This is a genomic window from Ekhidna sp. (genome assembly GCF_965221965.1).
In the GTDB taxonomy this organism is placed as follows: Bacteria; Bacteroidota; Bacteroidia; order Cytophagales; family Cyclobacteriaceae; genus Ekhidna.
This window is the reverse complement of the sequence record NZ_OZ244926.1, coordinates 1,771,945-1,789,658: the sequence shown is the minus strand read 5'-3', so window position 1 is coordinate 1,789,658 and position 17,714 is coordinate 1,771,945. Positions and strand designations below refer to the sequence as shown.

Below are 17,714 nucleotides of genomic sequence, written 5' to 3'. Positions count from 1 at the left end.
GAAAAATGGATTTATTGTTTTTAAAAGAAGATTACAATTAGAAAATTACATTGGATTTAATAGCTCCAAACACCTTTCACCAATTAGCCATGAGGAAGTTCACGCTTAAAGACTCGACTATGAAGAAGATTAACTGGCTTACCACCCTTTTCACTGTTTTAGGAATTTTTATTTCTTCGGCAGCTTTTGCAACTGTTCCTGTTTTTCAATCAGCAACTACAACGTCAACCACGACAATTGATATTGTTTATGATATTCCAATCGATTTTGCGACAACCTCTGCAGATTTCATAACTGCTTTTAGTGCCACTGGAGTAGACAAAACAGGAGCAACAGCCTCTATTGCGGGCAGCACCGTGACTGTTACCTTGACAGTTCCAGTAAGTGCTGATTTCACATCTTCCGGTTTGGTAGTTGGAGCAGGCACCATTAAAGATTTTTCTACCGCAGATTTAAATGCAGGGGTTTCCGGGCAAACAATAAGTGATGGTATAGCACCTTCAATCACAGGAGTCACTCCCAATATTGCTTTAATCACAGACTCAGAGACTGGAGGTACAGGATTTAATATCACAGTAACGTTTGATGAGCCGATGATCGATGACGGATCACAGGATCCGGTGATCAGTTTTGATAATGGAGGTGAAGATCCGAGTTCGACATTAACCTCAGAGAGTGGTACAAATTGGCCAGACAACCAGACATTTGTAGTGACTTACAATGTGGCAGATGCAAATGAAGTACTTGCAGATGTTGATGTTTTGGTAAGTGGAGGGCAGGATTTAGCTGGAAATGCAATCACAGCCACGAATACAGATCAAAATGATTTGTTTAGCATAGATACACAAAACCCTTCAATCACAGGAGTCACTCCCAATATTGCTTTAATCACAGACTCAGAGACTGGAGGTACAGGATTCAATATCACAGTAACGTTTGATGAGCCGATGTGATCAGTTTTGATAATGGAGGTGAAGATCCGAGTTCGACATTGACCTCAGAGAGTGGCACAAATTGGCCGGACAACCAGACATTTGTAGTGACTTACAATGTGGCAGATGCAAATGAAGTACTTGCAGATGTTGATGTTTTGGTAAGTGGAGGGCAGGATTTAGCTGGAAATGCAATCACAGCCACGAATACGGATCAAAATGATTTGTTTAGTATTAATACTCAAAGTCCTTCAATCACGGGAGTCACTCCCAATATTGCTTTAATTACAGACTCAGAGACTGGAGGTACAGGATTCAATATCACAGTAACGTTTGATGAGCCGATGATCGATGACGGATCACAGGATCCGGTGATCAGTTTTGATAATGGAGGTGAAGATCCGAGTTCGACATTGACCTCAGAGAGTGGCACAAATTGGCCGAACAACCAGACATTTGTAGTGACCTACAATGTGGCAGATGCAAATGAAGCTATTGCAGATGTTGATGTATTAGTTAGTGGAGGGCAAAATTTGGTAGGAAATGGAATTACAGCTACCAATACGGATCAGAATGATTTGTTTAGCATAGACACGCAAAACCCTTCAATCACAGGGGTCACTCCAAATATTTCATTGATTGGAGATCCAAATACTGGAGGTACAGGATTCAATATCACAGTAACGTTTGATGAGCCGATGATCGATGACGGATCACAGGATCCGGTGATCAGTTTTGATAATGGAGGTGAAGATCCGAGTTCGACATTGACCTCAGAGAGTGGCACAAATTGGCCGGACAACCAGACATTTGTAGTGACTTACAATGTGGCAGATGCAAATGAAGTACTTGCAGATGTTGATGTTTTGGTAAGTGGAGGGCAGGATTTAGCTGGAAATGCAATCACAGCCACGAATACAGATCAAAATGATTTGTTTAGCATAGATACACAAAACCCCACCTTCACTGAAGCCCGATCTTTTGACACAAACCAAGATGGTTCAATTGATGAAATTGTATTAGTGTTTTCCGAAGATATTGATGAAGCAACGGTTAACCAGGCTCATTTTACTATTGATGGTTCTGGGGCTTCTTTTACTGTTGACACTTCACTGCCGGCAAACAATGGGCAAGATTTGAATCTTACCGATAATCTCATTACGCTAATACTTACAACTCCGATATTAGGGACAACAGCTAAGACAGTTTCATATGCAGCAGGAACCTTAGCAGATGAAGCTGGAAACCTTGCTGGGAGTAATGCCTTTACACCTGTTGATCTTGCTCCGCCTGCAATTATTTCAGCAATAACGGCAGATGATGGAAATGGTGAGATTGATGGAATGACGGTGACTTTTTCTGAAGATATCGATGGTGCTACCCTTGATACTGACGGTGGATCAGATGACTTTATCGTAACAGATGGTGCCTACACATATGTAGTTTCATCTGTAGCATTCAATTCACCAAATGGTGCAACTATTACATTGACAGAACGAGGGAGTCCGGATACAGGAGTAACGCCTGATATTAATCTTGGGGTTGCAGATATTGAAGATTTAGCAGTATCAAATAATTCGTTGACTGTTGCTCAGGACTTTACTGGCACTACCGATGGCGCTGCACCGGTTCTTTATGACTTTTCACTCCAACCTACGAACGCCTTTATTCAGGTTGTTTATTCAGAGACCATTCAGCAAGTAGGGGGTGGAACACCAACACTCGGAGATTTTAATGAGAACCAGGCGAATGCCACTGCGCCTACTTCAGTGTCAATAAATGGAATAAATAATGCATTAGGTGAAGCGCTTGCCAGTTCGGAAGATACAATTCAGTTCACGATGACGGTACTACCTGTTCCATCTACATATGATGCTGGTGATAATGTGGTGATTGATACTGACGGTACAACGCTAGAAGATTTGATGGGTAACCCTCTAGGCGATGGAGAGAGTACTGGTAACGTACAAGTAAACGACGTTAATAACGTAGTTACCATCGTGGATGCGATATGGGTCACCACTTCTGCCCCTGCTAATTTTGAAGGATATATAGAGTTGGAATTCTCTGATGGTGTTTATGGAAGTGCCACGGACAAGTCAATTCGGTTGGCCAATTCAGACAATGGTATTTACGAACAAGCCAATTGGACAGATGGAACAGCGCTATGCGACAATAATGATGATTTATGTGCTACTTATAATGCAAACGGCTCCACTGTATTTGTGAACTCTGATTCTAATGATGATATAGAGTTAAGAGCTGGCGATAATGGTTCAGGGGGGGCTACCGATGAGGATAAGGAAATCCGGTTCAGCACCAACAACGCGAATAACATTACAAATTACGATGGTTCTAAATATCGCTTTTATCTTAACGACATAGATAACGGACCATGGACGGGTGAAGAAACGTATACCTTCGGCCCTGCAAATGCTGCATCAGGTAAAATCAATGGTCGAAATAGTGCAGCTACGATGGTGGGTAGTTATACTTTTGTATTCACTCTTCCAGATCAGGTAGCACAGGATTTTGGTAATGCTACTGCTACAGCATATGATGTGGATGGGGATGGAAATATCGATGAAGTTGAAGTGGTTATGCCGGATGGTATTGAAGATGCCACAGTGACACTTTCTGATTTTCAATTTAATTCCATCGTTCCAAGTGGATTCGATACTGGTAGCACCTCAAATGATGATACGTTCCGACTACTTTTTGACAGTTACACAGGTACTGCTGTCGTTGGTAATTTGGTTTATACAGCTGGAACCTTAGAGGATGATGCAGAAGTGCTGGCACCATATTTGTCAAGTGGCAATTTATTCGTTGGGGGGTCAATCACTCCAACTGATGCAGCAGGACCAGTTATACTCTCAGCGGAAACTCAAGATACTGACCTGAATGGTAAGATTGACGAGCTTTTAATTACCTATTCAGAGCCATTCAACGATATTGCAATTGCGGCTGGAAGTTTCACACTCGGTGCACCATACACTACGGACGGTAGTATTTCATTTGATGGCAATGCACAGACTATCAATTTAGGAATTACTGAAATTGCGGGCGCTGGTGTTTATGATACAGATGTTACCTTCAACGTAAGTGTGATTGCAGATATTTTGGAAGATCAAACAGCTGGAGCTGCGAATAATATAGCACAGTTGTTTACTAACACATTAGATAGAGCAGCTCCTTATTCAACAGTTACAGATCCAATTAATACTACTTCCAATAATCCTCAAATTACCGGGTTTATTGATGATATCAATGCGACAATACTGGTATCAGTAGGAAGTAATACAGTTCCGGTATCTAGTATAGATGGTGGTGGAAACTGGACATTGAATGCAGGATCCTTGACAAACCCACTGGCTGTTGGTTCTTATGATGTGATATTGACCACCATTGATGAAAGTGCTAATATTGGTACAGATGCTACAAGCAATGAATTGAATGTGAATGGAGGGGTTGCAATTGTTGCTCCGACTGAACTAACTGGATGTGTTGGGGCAGGATACCAGACACTCGGTACCATTCAAATTAATGAAACAGTGGATAATGGCATTGCGGCCTCAGGTAATATTATATTATCCCTACCTGAAGGCTTTGAGTTTGACGTGACGGCTTTTCCTACTATCAACATTACTAATTCCGGTATTACAGTAGATCAGGAGACCGTTATAGATACCAGACAATCAAGATTCTTAAGTACTACTTCATTTTCTCTTGATCTTGATGTGAATGCGGGAGTAGCAAATAGTGAGGACAATGACATTACGATAGATGATTTTTCTATCCGGGCGGTTAGCCCGGCCTCAGCAACTGCCGCCATGGAAAAAACAGGTGGAGACTTAGCTATTACGTCTGGAACTGACACCTACGCAACTATGTCAAGTACTGATGGTCCTTCACCAATCACTTCGCTTGAATCTTCCACTGATCCGGGAACACCTATTACCACTTTCAGTGCTAGTTATACACCCAGGGTAACGATTAATTACTCTCTTGGTCCAGTTTTTACAGATGGTGAGGATTTTGTATTCTCTGGAGGAGCCACTGGAACTATGGTCTCTGGAACCAATACAGGAACCTCATTTGATATGTACCTGACCTCAGGAACAGTTGTAGCTAGCGAAACATTTGATGGACAAACAAGTGCTGCTTCAGGGACCACTACAACGAATGCAGTAGGTGTTTCCAGTACACTGTTACCATTCAATCTAATTGCTGATGCAACTGGAAATACAAGTAATTGGTATTTTGGTGATGTTGATCCTACACCTGATAGAACAGTAGAAGTAAACAGCAACACCGACTTGGGTGCTACTTCCCCAGGACTATATACCTATAATATCACCATAGATAATAGTTCGTGTGAAAGTGCTGCTTTGTTATTCAATGTATTAGTGTACGACGATGTGCATCCTGACAATGATGAAAGAACATTTGTTGATAGGAATTTTACAGTAACGGATGATCAGGATACAATATTTATTAGCAAACCTGCTGGTCACACGGTTAGTTTGAGTGGAAATGGATTATCAGTTCAAGGTGGTGGCTCTGATCCTATGTTAGGAATTTTCAATCCTGGAATTGCTGGCGATAATGGTCTTGGAGGACCGGAAGTCCACCCAATCACCTACACGGTAACTAACAATACTACTGGTGAGAGTGAGACTATTACGGTATTATTTACAGTTAACCCCGAAACAGAATTCTTCATTCAGGCACCAGAGAATTTAGCGGTCTCAGATTTGCCATATCAACTTAACTTGGATCCTACTATCTATGGACCTGATCCAATGACAGATGCACAATATGATTGGGGCGTATACTGGCAATGGGTTGTAAATGACGTTTCTCCATTTGGTTGGTTCAGACCAGAGGAGTTGGGTGGTGCGTATCCATGGTCCGATGATTTTGCTATTAGCATTGATAGTTTGGATAATGGAGGAACCACACCAGTACCAATTAATACATTAGGCCCAGGTGGAGGAACGGTATTCAGAATGTATAGGAGATCAAGATATCCGGATGGATCTCAAAATGTAGAATATGATTATGTCTTTGTTTATGATGTTCCGAGAATTGAGATCACAAATCTATCGGCTCAATATTGTGTATATGATGATGCTATTACATTGAATAGAGATGGGTCATATACTTCCGGCTTCTCAAAAAACAATCTACTAGATAACAATGAAAAATGGAGACCTGATACAACACTTTTATCGGGTGCAATTACTAATGGTTATTTACTTGAGTATTCTGCAGATGGATCATTTAGTAATCCTGACTCATTGAACTTTACAGCTTCAATGATAGGTAGTATAGCTCCACTTGGTGTCTCGAATACATTCGATCCTAAAAACCCGGATCAGGATGGAGACGACTACCTCGTTGAAGATGAATCCGGAACCTACAGAATCACATACTTTACCGAGCAAGTGGGGCCGCTTAATCTGGTGAACTCTGCATCCTATATATTTCAATTATACCCTCAACCAAATCCACCGACATTGGATTTGACTGGAAATCCGGGTGGTGCAACAGGGCAGGTTGCTACGGATGAGTATCTTTTAGAGTATTGTATTGGAAATCCGATTCCTGATTTTGTAACTCCCACTGTTGGAACTATCACATGGTACGCGGACCCAGCAAAAAGCATAATCCTGAAAACCGGTAACTCAATTAATGCGCTGGAAGCTGGCTTGAATGTTACCGCAGCTTCATTTAGGGCCCTTGCCCAACAATCGGTTACAATTTACTTTACAACTACAGTGGATGGTTGTGAGTCAGAACTGACTCAGGTTACTACCACTGTCTATGCAACTCCTGCAACTCCAACTATTACAGATGCAGACGCGACTCTTTTCAATGGGATAAATTGGTTGGAATACTGTGCCAGCAATGGAGGTACAATCTCACCTGGTAGTTTCGAAATGGAAGCTTTAGGTACAGATGAAGAGTACGAGGTAGTTAGACAGTCGTATACCAATGCAATTGTGTCTAGTAGCGGTGGTATCACTGGAACGGTTGGAGCGACTGTTGGTCCTACTAGAATACCAGACGATGGAGCCAATCCGATAGACATTCCCATACCTACACTAAGTAACGGTGACGTTTATGTTTATACCATTACTAAATATGAAGAGGTAAATAATGGTGCATCCAATTTCACGGGATGTGGAGGTCAGGCAATTAAAATATATGTTCTTGGATTTGAAGAGCCAACGGTAGTATCTGCAGCAGATTTTCAGGCAAATAGAACTGATTTTCATGTTTCCGAGGGCGGTGTGCTTTCAAATATCGTTCATGCAAATGGATTAGCAAATCAGTATACATGGTATCAAAATGAAGGTCCTCCTCCAAGTACAGTCATTTCAACTCTCGGGAATGCTGGATCTATGACTCAGGCGATTCTTAATACAGCAACTCCTTCTTTTGTTACAACGGTGGGTACACCTTATCAAAATGATATTTATAATTATTACGTTACAAGAACAGTCAATCGTGATTTAGATAGAGGTTTTGACGGGTGTGAAAGTGCGGATGGTACCGAAGTTTCGGTCACAGTTCATGCAAGGCAAAGGGCACCACAAATTGTTTCTGACAATTCAGGGATTTTTCAATCCGACTATCCGACAGATCCTATGGGTTCTGGTGATGCGAATTTCCTTGTCTGTATTGACCTTATTAATCCTAATGCTGCATTAAAGACTGTCGAGGATGAATATATTAATGCAGGAGGTTTGGAATCAGATCGTCAGTTTAATTGGTACCAATATAATTTTGGAACAAGCACACGTGGCTCACTTAAGGTGACCGGGGATAGTGTAACCTTTGATCAGTTGGACCTTGAAAGTATTGGGTCAGCAACAATTATAAGCTTTGAAGTTGTTCAGGTCACAGACATTATTCCAGGAGTTTATTCAGGTGTCGAGGGAGAATCCACAATTCTAAGAGTAAGATTTGAAGAACAAGATGATTTAGATATTTCCAATCTGGATAATGGAGATGCTTTTTGTACAGAAGACACAGATTTTGAGTTGAATCTACAAGCAGATGATGGGGGAGGATTTGTTGATGTTTCCGATCCGGATATCATAGGTTACGAGATTCGAAATGGTGCTACTTTGGCTGTGATAGATTCTGATTATTCCGGAGCTGCAGGTGAACCATTTACAGACTTTCAGGGGTGGCATGAAACTGTTACCGGTAATGCTCCGGATGCAAATGGAGATATCGTTGGAGGGGTGAGCTCAAGCATTCAAATAGTCTTATTTTATGAAGACCCGGATACAGATTGTATAAAGGAGATAATAAATAATATAACCATATACCCTGATCCTAATGTGTCACTTTTGATAAGCGGGAATAACACTGATGATCAAGAGTTTTGTTATGATGATCTGACATTTGACATTTTGGGTTATGATGTAGCCAACGGAGTAGCTATTAATACACTTACTGGAACAGGAAGCTTTTCTAGTAATGTTGGAGGAGGATTGCAAAATGTAGGCAACAATCAAGCAGAATTCACCCCTAAATCAGCACATGATGCTTTTCATGGTGGAGCTTCACCTACAACACCTTTTGCTGAACCTTCTACCCATCGAATTACTTATTTATTTAATGATGCTCAAGGTTGTCAAAGAGACACCTCATTGTTAGTAAGGGTAAACCCATTGCCACAGATAGTTGATAATGAAATAAAATCAGCTAGTACTTGTGCGGAAACAGATATTAAACTCTTCGTGGAAATGGCTCCAAATAATTTAGGTCAAGGAAAAGATGCCTATAATTTTATCTGGAGAGTAGGAACAACTGAGGTACAAAATCTTGATGGGACAGCAGGTGGAGATACTCTTGTTTACAACCTTGGGACTTTAACTTCGGCACAGTTTAGTGTTGTTGTAACATATATAGGAGATGGTAATCCAAGCGATTACGCAACGATGTGTCAGAGTTCTGTCATAGGTCAAACTATTACTGTGGGTGAGGCTCCAGCACCATCTGTATCATGGGTAGGAACAACTGCAGGAATTAGTTCAGGTACTGATTTTAGAATTACAGAAGATAACCCAGGGTTGCCTGATGGAGATGTTAATTATGTGGAGTTTTTCGTAAACGGTGTTTCTCAGTTTGTAAATACAACTCCTACGTTCCCCATTGATTATAACTACAACCCAGGTTCTCCGGGATATAGTTTTGGAACGCCAGGTAGCTACCCAGTTCGTGTGCTGATGAGAACCACGGCAGGATGTGAGGTGGATTCGGAAATTGAGTATGGGGTGAGGAATATTGAAATTATTGAACACAATGCCAGTATTACTTCTTACACTGAAGATTTTGAAGGACCACACGGCTGGACCATTGAAACACTATCATTGGATGGGAAAGAAAACACACTAACTACTTCATGGGAAATTGGAACAAATGTTCCTGACTCGACAGCCGGAACAACCTATGATGGTGCCAATGCTGTTTATACTAATGGATATCAGGCTTCAGAAGTTTCCTTTGTCTATTCACCTTCATTTGACTTGAGAAATATTAATTCTCCAACAGTTAGTTTCTTACGGTACGAGAACTTTGATTCTGATCGTGATGGTGTTGTATTTCAGATGTCTGTGGATGATGGCAGAACCTGGGTGAATGTGGGTGGTTTTGATGATGCTCAGCCTCCGGGACTAAAATCAACTCCGGGTTGGTATAATAACAATTCGATTTTGGGATCACCTGGAACACAATCTCCTGGTCCACTGTCTACTGCGTCTAATCCTGATATCAATGGATGGGCATCAGATAGTGACTGGAAGGAGGCCATAGCTCCATTGGCGATTCCAGTTGGACAGGAAGAATATGTAAGGTTTAGGTTTGCGCTGGGGGCTCAGCCGGGAATCAAATTGAGCAATGGATTTGCTTTTGATCTACTTCAGATTTACGAAAGAGAGCAGGTAGTGCTAGTTGAGCAGTTTTCTTCAACGCTCAGTCAATCGAGTTACAACATAAACGGGTTGATCGATAATGCGCCGATTTTCAATGGGAATGATGTTTTGAGAATCAACTATTTTACCGACTTTGCGAATAATGGCTCAAATAAAGATGTATTGAATCAGCGAAATGTATCTGCACCTGGAGCGCGAAGCTCTTATTACGGTATCGAAAATATTCCTAGTGTGGCTATAGCCGGAGATGCTCAATTAATAAATAATGCTGCACAATTGAATGGAAGTGTTTCTGCGCAGCTAACTAATGCCAAGCTTGTGAATCCAGGGTTTGATATTGCGATCAATGCTTCTATAGATGCCGAAAATGTCTTAACTGTAGGAGCAGATTTTACAGCCGTTTCAGAGTTCCCAAATCGGGACACAAAACTTGGGTTATTCCTCGCTATTCTGGAACCAGAAATTGTTGTGGGAACAGACATAGAACGAATTGGTGTGTACCAGAATGGTGATGTGATTACCAACGTGCTTCGAAAAATGCTACCTAGTCCAGCGGGACAGTTTGAACAAGGAACTGTTGCTATTGGCGATGGGTTTAGTATTGAGGATATGACCTGGCCAATATCCAATATGTATGTAATGGATACACTAACCGTCGTTGCGTATGTTCAAAACCTGAATACTAAGCAAATACTTCAGTCTGCTGTATTGGGTATTAGCAACCCAAATACAGAATTAGCTTTAGGTGCAGAGGAACTTACTGATTTCTCGCTTTATCCAAACCCGGCAGATAAAGAAGTGACGGTTGAATTTGCAGAGGTGCTGAGGGAACAAACCGACTGGGTGATTTTTGATCAGGCAGGTAGGGAAGTGTTAAAAGGTCAGCTGGATAAAGGCACGAAGACGATGACGGTACAGACCAGCGAGATGCCTTCCGGATTGTACTTCATCCACCTGTATGCAGAGGATAGTAAGCGACAATCCAAGCGTATCATGGTGATACACTAGATAATAGTAGGGAATTAAAAAAGCCCCTGATGATCATTCATCAGGGGCTTTTCCTTTATACCTATGCCGAATTTATTCCGGCATCTTCCGGTTTTCGTCTATTTGATAAATAGATTCTTCGCTTCGCTCAGAATGACAGTACAATAGTTGTTCTTCCAATGGTACCCCTTTAGGGGTCAGGGGTTATCAAACCACAATATTCACAATCTTCTTAGGCACCACAATTACCTTTCGTGGATCCTTGCCCTCCATCCATTTCTGAATGGTTTCGTTCCCTAGTGCACCAGCCTCAATTTCTTCCTTGCTTGCCTCGGCAGGGAAACTGATCTTCGCTCGCATTTTGCCATTTACAGAAACCGGATACTCAATGGAGTCTTCTACCAAATATTTCTCTTCAAATGCAGGGTAGGAAGCATCAACTACAGAACCTTCATTTCCTAACAAATGCCATAGCTCCTCAGCAATGTGTGGTGCGAAAGGGGAGAGGATGATCGTCATCGGTTCCAGGATCGCCCGCTTGTTACATTTCAATGATGATAACTCATTGGTCGCTATCATAAACGTACTAACCGAGGTGTTCAAGGAAAGACGTTCGGCATCTTCTGCTATTTTCCTGATCGTACCATGAAGCACTTTGAGTTCGTCTTTGGTTGGTTCATCATCTGTCACTTTGAATGAGTCTCCATCGTGGAAGAGTGACCAGAATTTTCTCAGGAACTTGTAGACACCCTCAATACCATTTGTATTCCATGGTTTGCTCTGCTCGATCGGACCCAGGAACATCTCATACATACGTAGGGTATCTGCTCCATAGCGTTCCACTAGCTCGTCTGGATTTACCACGTTGAACTTGGACTTGGACATCTTTTCGACTTCCCAGCCGCAGTGATATTTGCCGTCTTCCAGGATGAACCTTGAGTCTTTATAATCGGGTGTCGACTTTATGAATTGATCAGTATTTAGAATATCATTCTCCACTAGTGAAATGTCAACATGAAGTTTTGAAATAAATAATTTATCTGCTTTGTAATTGATATTAATACCATCGTTCTTAAGCTGATTCTTAATGTCCTTTTTTACCTCATCAAGTTTGGCTTGTAAGGAATCATCCATAGCTGTGACTAATCCCTCAGAGACAAAAACTGGGGGTATTTTTTTTGATATTTCTGATGTTTCTTCTTCCCCATGATATGAGACTATAGGGTTAATTCGATAAACAAAATTCGACCGCCCCTGAATCATCCCCTGATTCACCAGCTTCTTAGCATACTCATCTACTTCGATGATGCCCATGTCGTACAAGAACTTGGTCCAGAAGCGGGAGTAGAGTAGATGACCAGTCGCATGCTCACTTCCACCCAGGTAGAAGTCGACATCCTGCCAGTATTTCATTGCTTCCTTGCTGCAGAATTCTTCCTTGTTATCAGGATCCATGTATCGGAAGAAATACCAGCTACTACCTGCCCAGCCGGGCATAGTGGATAGCTCATATGGATGTCCGTTATAGTTCCAGTCTTTAGCTCGTCCTAACGGTGGGTCCCCATCTTCTGTAGGTAAATACTCATCCACTTTTGGGAGATCCAATGGCAAATCCTCATCAGGCACCAATTTAGGAATACCATCTTCGTAGTAAACGGGTATTGGCTCGCCCCAATAACGCTGACGGCCGAAAATAGCGTCTCTTAGTTTGTAGTTTACTTTTCTAACGCCAATTCCTCTCTTCTCGACTTCCTGAATGCCTCGTTCCATGGCTTCCTCGGGCGAAAGTCCATTCAGAAAATAGGAATTGATGATCTTTCCTTCTTTAGTTGGGTCAGCCTCCGTTTCAGTAAGCTTTTGAGCATCGTTGATGATTGGAATTGGAAGATCGTATTTCTTCGCAAAATCAAAATCTCGTTGGTCACCACTTGGAACGGCCATCACTGCTCCGGTACCGTAACCGGCTAATACATAATCAGCTATATAGACTGGTATCTTTTCACCTGAGAATGGGTGAATCGCATAGCTACCGGTGAACACGCCGGACACATGCTTCGTATCGCTCAATCGCTCACGCTCCGATCGGTTTTTAGCTGCTTCTACGTATTCTTCTACTTCCTTCTTTTGATCATGGGTAGTCAGCTCGAGAGCCAGCTCACTTTCAGGTGCCAGCACCATAAACGTTACACCAAAAATGGTGTCTATTCGGGTGGTAAAGACGCGGATTTTAGCCCCATCCCCTGACCCCTTCCCCGAGGGAGAAGGGGGAGATTTCGTTATTTCTTCAAGTTTGTGTTTAATTGAATTGACAACATTCGTGATATCTAGGTCAACTTCCTCGTTCTTATAAACAAGAATTTGATACCCAAGACTTGTCAAAAAATCTCTTTTGGCCTGGTCGAATTCACGCTGTTCGGACTCATTATGATATCCTCCATCGACTTCAATGATCAGTTTCTCTCTAAGAAATAAGAAGTCTACAATAAAGTCCTCTATAGCATGTTGGCGCCTTACTTTGAATCCTGTCTTTTTATTTCTTAATACTTGCCAAAGTGCATCTTCTTGACTTGTTGGATTCTTTCTGTTTTCTCTCGCAAATTCCTTAAGAATTTTTGCCTTCTTGGGATTAGCTGTTTTCCAGGCTTCTAACTTTCCCCTCTCCATTGGAGAGGGGTTAGGGGTGAGGACCTCAAAGTCAATTTCAGCACCGTAAGATTTACCGATCCAGTTTCGTTGCATCTCTTTAATGGGTTCCGGCCAGTCAATTTTGTCCAATCCGGAAAGTAGACGATCAGCATATGCCGTAATCCGCATACTCCATTGCGGCATTTTCTTCTTCACAACAGGGTGTCCACCTCGCTCGGAGAAACCATCTTTTACCTCATCATTGGAAAGTACCGTTCCCAGCGCAGGACACCAATTTACGGTCGTTTCTGCCTGATATGTAAGTCGATACTTCAAGAGAAAAAGCTGCTGTTCTTTTTCTGAGTAGCCATTCCATTCATCAGCTGAAATAGTTGGGGTGTCAGCATCACAAGCAGCATTAATGTTTTTATTTCCTTCTTTCTCTAGCACGGAGATCAGGTCATCGACATGTCTGGCTTTATCCTCAGCTTTGTCATACCAGCTGTTGTAGATTAATTTAAAAATCCACTGTGTCCATTTGTAGAAGGTTGGGTCGCTCGTGCGCACCTCGCGTGACCAATCATAAGAGAAGCCCAAAGCCTTCAACTGTTCCTTATATCGATTGATATTTTGCTCGGTTGTGACAGCAGGGTGCTGACCAGTTTGAATGGCGTATTGCTCAGCAGGCAACCCGAAGCTATCAAATCCCATCGGGTGGAGCACGTTATAACCTTTCAATCGCTTGTAGCGACCTACGATATCCGAAGCGATGTAACCGAGCGGATGGCCAACATGAAGACCTGCCCCGGACGGGTAGGGGAACATGTCCAGTATGTAATACTTGGGCTTGTCAGATTCATTCTGTACTCCGTAAATTTTCTGATCACTCCAGTATTGTTGCCACTTCTTTTCGATCTCCTGAAAGTTGTACTCCGCCATTCGTAAGGATTTTTTTAAAGCTGGCAAAGGTAAAAGATGCAAATAAGAAATGGGCATAAATATTCCAGGACGAATATATACTGTGTAGTGTGGGACAATATTTATGCGAATTCCCGCTTCGGCGGACCGATGTGTTCCTTTGAAAATTAATTACATATGCATGAAATAGATTTGCAAAATGAGGAAACCATTGATTCTTTTCTCTGTCTTTACCCCAAACACACTCAATTAAGAAGGAATGAAGCAAATTTTGATTTTAGTGCTTGTTTTTGTGACTACTACCATCACATTAGCACAGGATAGCGATACCACCAGAACAGAACCGAAACCACAGCCTACTGACACAATTCCAAAACCAATCAAAAAACCAACGGTCGAGGAAGATGATACTCCCAAGATTATTTATTATCAAAGCTCAGATAAGGATAGAAAGAAGGAGCGAAGACAGGATATTAAAACCCTTAGTGGCTCAATGAGCCATAGTGGTGGGTTTGGAGCACTGTCTTTCAGAAGTACAAAATTCAGAGATGAGTCGATGGTACTTGCGGGCTTGAGAGGGGGGTGGATCATAAACCGAACGCTTGGTATTGGAATAGAGGGGCATGGTATCATTCCGACTGCCAAATTCGAGGACATAGAAGCCGGACAGGAAGTCAATATTCTTGGTGGATATGGAGGCATGTTTTTAGAGCTGATCTTCTTTTCAAATGAAGTGGTTCATGTCACCTTTCCTGTTTCGGGAGGTGCCGGGTGGCTTGGTTACCATTTGACGAATGAGGATAATACGACACCAGGGCCTTTGGAGTCGGAGGTAGATTCGGATGTGTTTTGGTATGTGGAGCCTGGTGCGAACCTTGAGTTTAATATCGCCAGAAACTTCCGCCTTGATTTAGGGGTGAGTAAGCGTTTCACTCAGGATCTTGAATTGATAAATACCGAAACGGATGCGTTTGATAAGCTCAATTATTACATCACTCTGAAAATCGGAGGATTTTAGAACGCAGATTAGCTATGAAATGAAAAAGCCCCTTCCATTCGGTTGGGGCTTTTGTTTGCGATAAAAGTTAGGTTACTAATCGCGATTTTTTAGAGGAGCAAGCTTTTCTTCATAGCTCATTGCATTCCAGCGGGCTTTGTATTCCTGATCTGATAAAGTAGAATTTCTACCACTGGTACTGCCAATTTTAGCTTTGATGTATAGAGTTGGCACATAATAGGGGTCCACTCTGCTTTCCGATCCGTAAATAGACAAAATGTAAGCACTTCCTTCATCGGCTAGTTGAAGCGCGAGCCCCTTGTTTTGTTCAGGAGTTAGCCAGTCAGTTACTTGAGATCTGTCCAGCAAGAGTGGTATTGTACCATCAAAATCAAAACCACCGGGCACCCTGTGCATATCTGAGAAATCGTAGCAATCTGCTTCACTAAACCCATTATCAGCATTTGTCCATAGGTTGCCTCCATCTGGACTATTCCATGTTGCTTTTGTTTCATCAAATCTGGGAACCTCAGGTAAAATGGCTTTTACCCCAAGCCAGTTATCATTGGTATTTCCAGCTTTATCTGTAAATGCCCTGACGTAAAGAATAGCTTCAGTAATGTAGAATTCGTCTGGGATCGCATCCTTCATTTTTTCTATACCGGGGAAATATAATAATGAACTAATGTGTTGAGCTTCCATATTGACACCTGCCCTCAGTATTTCATCATTGAATGTTTGATCCGGTTGTGTTTCTACAATTACACCATCAGTCATTTCAGTATAGCCATCAAAACCATTAGCGTAATAAAACTCAAAAACTCCATCTGAGTTTCCATCCGAACCATCGATTCCGTCATCACCGTTGCAAACCGTATAACTGTTTAGGTTGGTATCAGGTGTGCCATTATTGTCACTATCTATACCAACAGTAAAGACCCATCCACCAGCAGTTCCGCAAGTAGTGGCGGCTGTTACAGATATGGCAATGCTGTTTCCATCTGAACCATCTGAACCAGGTATACCATCTGCACCATCGCATACATCAAAACTGACATCAACCTCACCATCATCGAACAACCCATTTCTATTTTCATCTCTATCTATCTCTACCAATGTCCCTCCGTTTGGACAATCGGCGACATCCGACACAGACTTCCTTATTAATAGGCCAATACCGTCAGCACCTGTTGCTCCATCCGCTCCATTACAGATAATGTAACTTCCAATTACCTCATCACCTATTCCGTCACCATTCGTATCATACTCCAATACAATCTCAATACCTCCATTTGAACAGTCTCTAGGATCTTCATTAATGGTAACAACAACACTTCGTCCATCCGCTCCGGTTGCCCCAGTAGCTCCATCATTACCATTCGTTCCATTACAGATGAATTCAACATTCATTTCTTCACCACCTTGAAGCGTACCATCACCATTAATATCCAAACCGGCTGCAATCCGAATTCCCCCATTTGAGCAACCATTTTGATCGCCATCAAAAGTGGAAATTCCAATTAAAGCGTTCATTCCATTATCTCCAGGTGTACCATCAGCACCATCACATATTTCGTAAGTCGACTCAATCTCGTCAAGATCAGGATCGGCATTACTTTCTAGCACACCGTTTCCATTTTTATCCAAGCCAACTTCTATTCGGACACCAGTTGTACTATTGGGTCCACAATCTTCCAGAGGAGTTGCTCTAATCAAGCTGGTCAAGCCATTCTCTCCGCCTGACCCGCCATCTGCTCCATCTTGTCCATTACATACAAAAAATGAAGTTTGAACCTCTCCATTATCGAGTGAGCCATTTCCATTGGCGTCAGCACCAATTTCTACAAGGGTTCCTCCATTCTCACAGTTTTCTCCAGGTTCTTCGGGGGATGTTCTTGCAACTAAGGTTGATCCATTAGCTCCGTCATTTCCATCAGCCCCGTTACAGACAAAGCTGACAGAAGCAATTTCATCTGAATCAAGTGTTCCGTTTTCGTTGGCATCCTGACCAACAGAGATCTTTACTCCTCCGGCGGCACAATTATCTCCCGGGGCTTCATCATTCACGACGACTAAGGCATTGAATCCGTTTTGCCCGTCAACTCCAGCTGGTCCGTCAGGACCTGGCTCGCCTTCTGAGCAGCTTAAGGAGATTAAAAAAAGAAACGGTAGTAGGTTGGTTTTTAACGATTTAAGGGTGTGTTTTAACATTGTGGTAGTGGTTGAAATTTTAAATCACCCGCAAGATAGTCAATGTGATATTATTACTAAAAAATGTAATTATTTTAATATAGCATATTA

5 protein-coding genes are annotated in these 17,714 nt (G+C 42.1%); 3 read left to right on the top strand and 2 right to left on the bottom strand.

The features are described 5' to 3' along the window. The first annotated feature begins 119 nt into the window (after positions 1-119). Complete coding sequence (locus ACOQON_RS08605; RefSeq protein ID WP_420578516.1) at positions 120-953, top strand: hypothetical protein; 834 nt, start codon at positions 120-122, stop codon at positions 951-953. Then, entirely contained in the window at positions 950-10,894 is a 9,945-nt protein-coding gene (locus tag ACOQON_RS08600) for a T9SS type A sorting domain-containing protein (RefSeq protein ID WP_420578515.1), read from the top strand. Before ACOQON_RS08605 ends, ACOQON_RS08600 begins: the two co-directional genes overlap by 4 nt. A 186-nt stretch (positions 10,895-11,080) precedes the next feature. Here ACOQON_RS08600 and ACOQON_RS08595 read toward each other — a convergent pair whose 3' ends face one another. Continuing rightward, entirely contained in the window at positions 11,081-14,437 is a 3,357-nt protein-coding gene (locus tag ACOQON_RS08595; RefSeq protein ID WP_420578514.1) for a leucine--tRNA ligase, read from the bottom strand. Positions 14,438-14,675: 238 nt separating this feature from the next. Between ACOQON_RS08595 and ACOQON_RS08590 the strand changes: the two genes are divergently transcribed. After that, entirely contained in the window at positions 14,676-15,434 is a 759-nt protein-coding gene (locus ACOQON_RS08590; RefSeq protein ID WP_420578513.1) for a hypothetical protein, read from the top strand. A 75-nt stretch (positions 15,435-15,509) separates the two neighbouring features. On the opposite strand, the gene ACOQON_RS08585 is transcribed toward ACOQON_RS08590, so the two are convergent. Further along, positions 15,510-17,624 carry a DUF7151 family protein gene (locus ACOQON_RS08585; RefSeq protein ID WP_420578512.1) on the bottom strand — a complete coding sequence of 705 codons (2,115 nt, stop codon included), beginning with the start codon at positions 17,622-17,624 and terminating at the stop codon, positions 15,510-15,512. Positions 17,625-17,714: the final 90 nt, after the last annotated feature.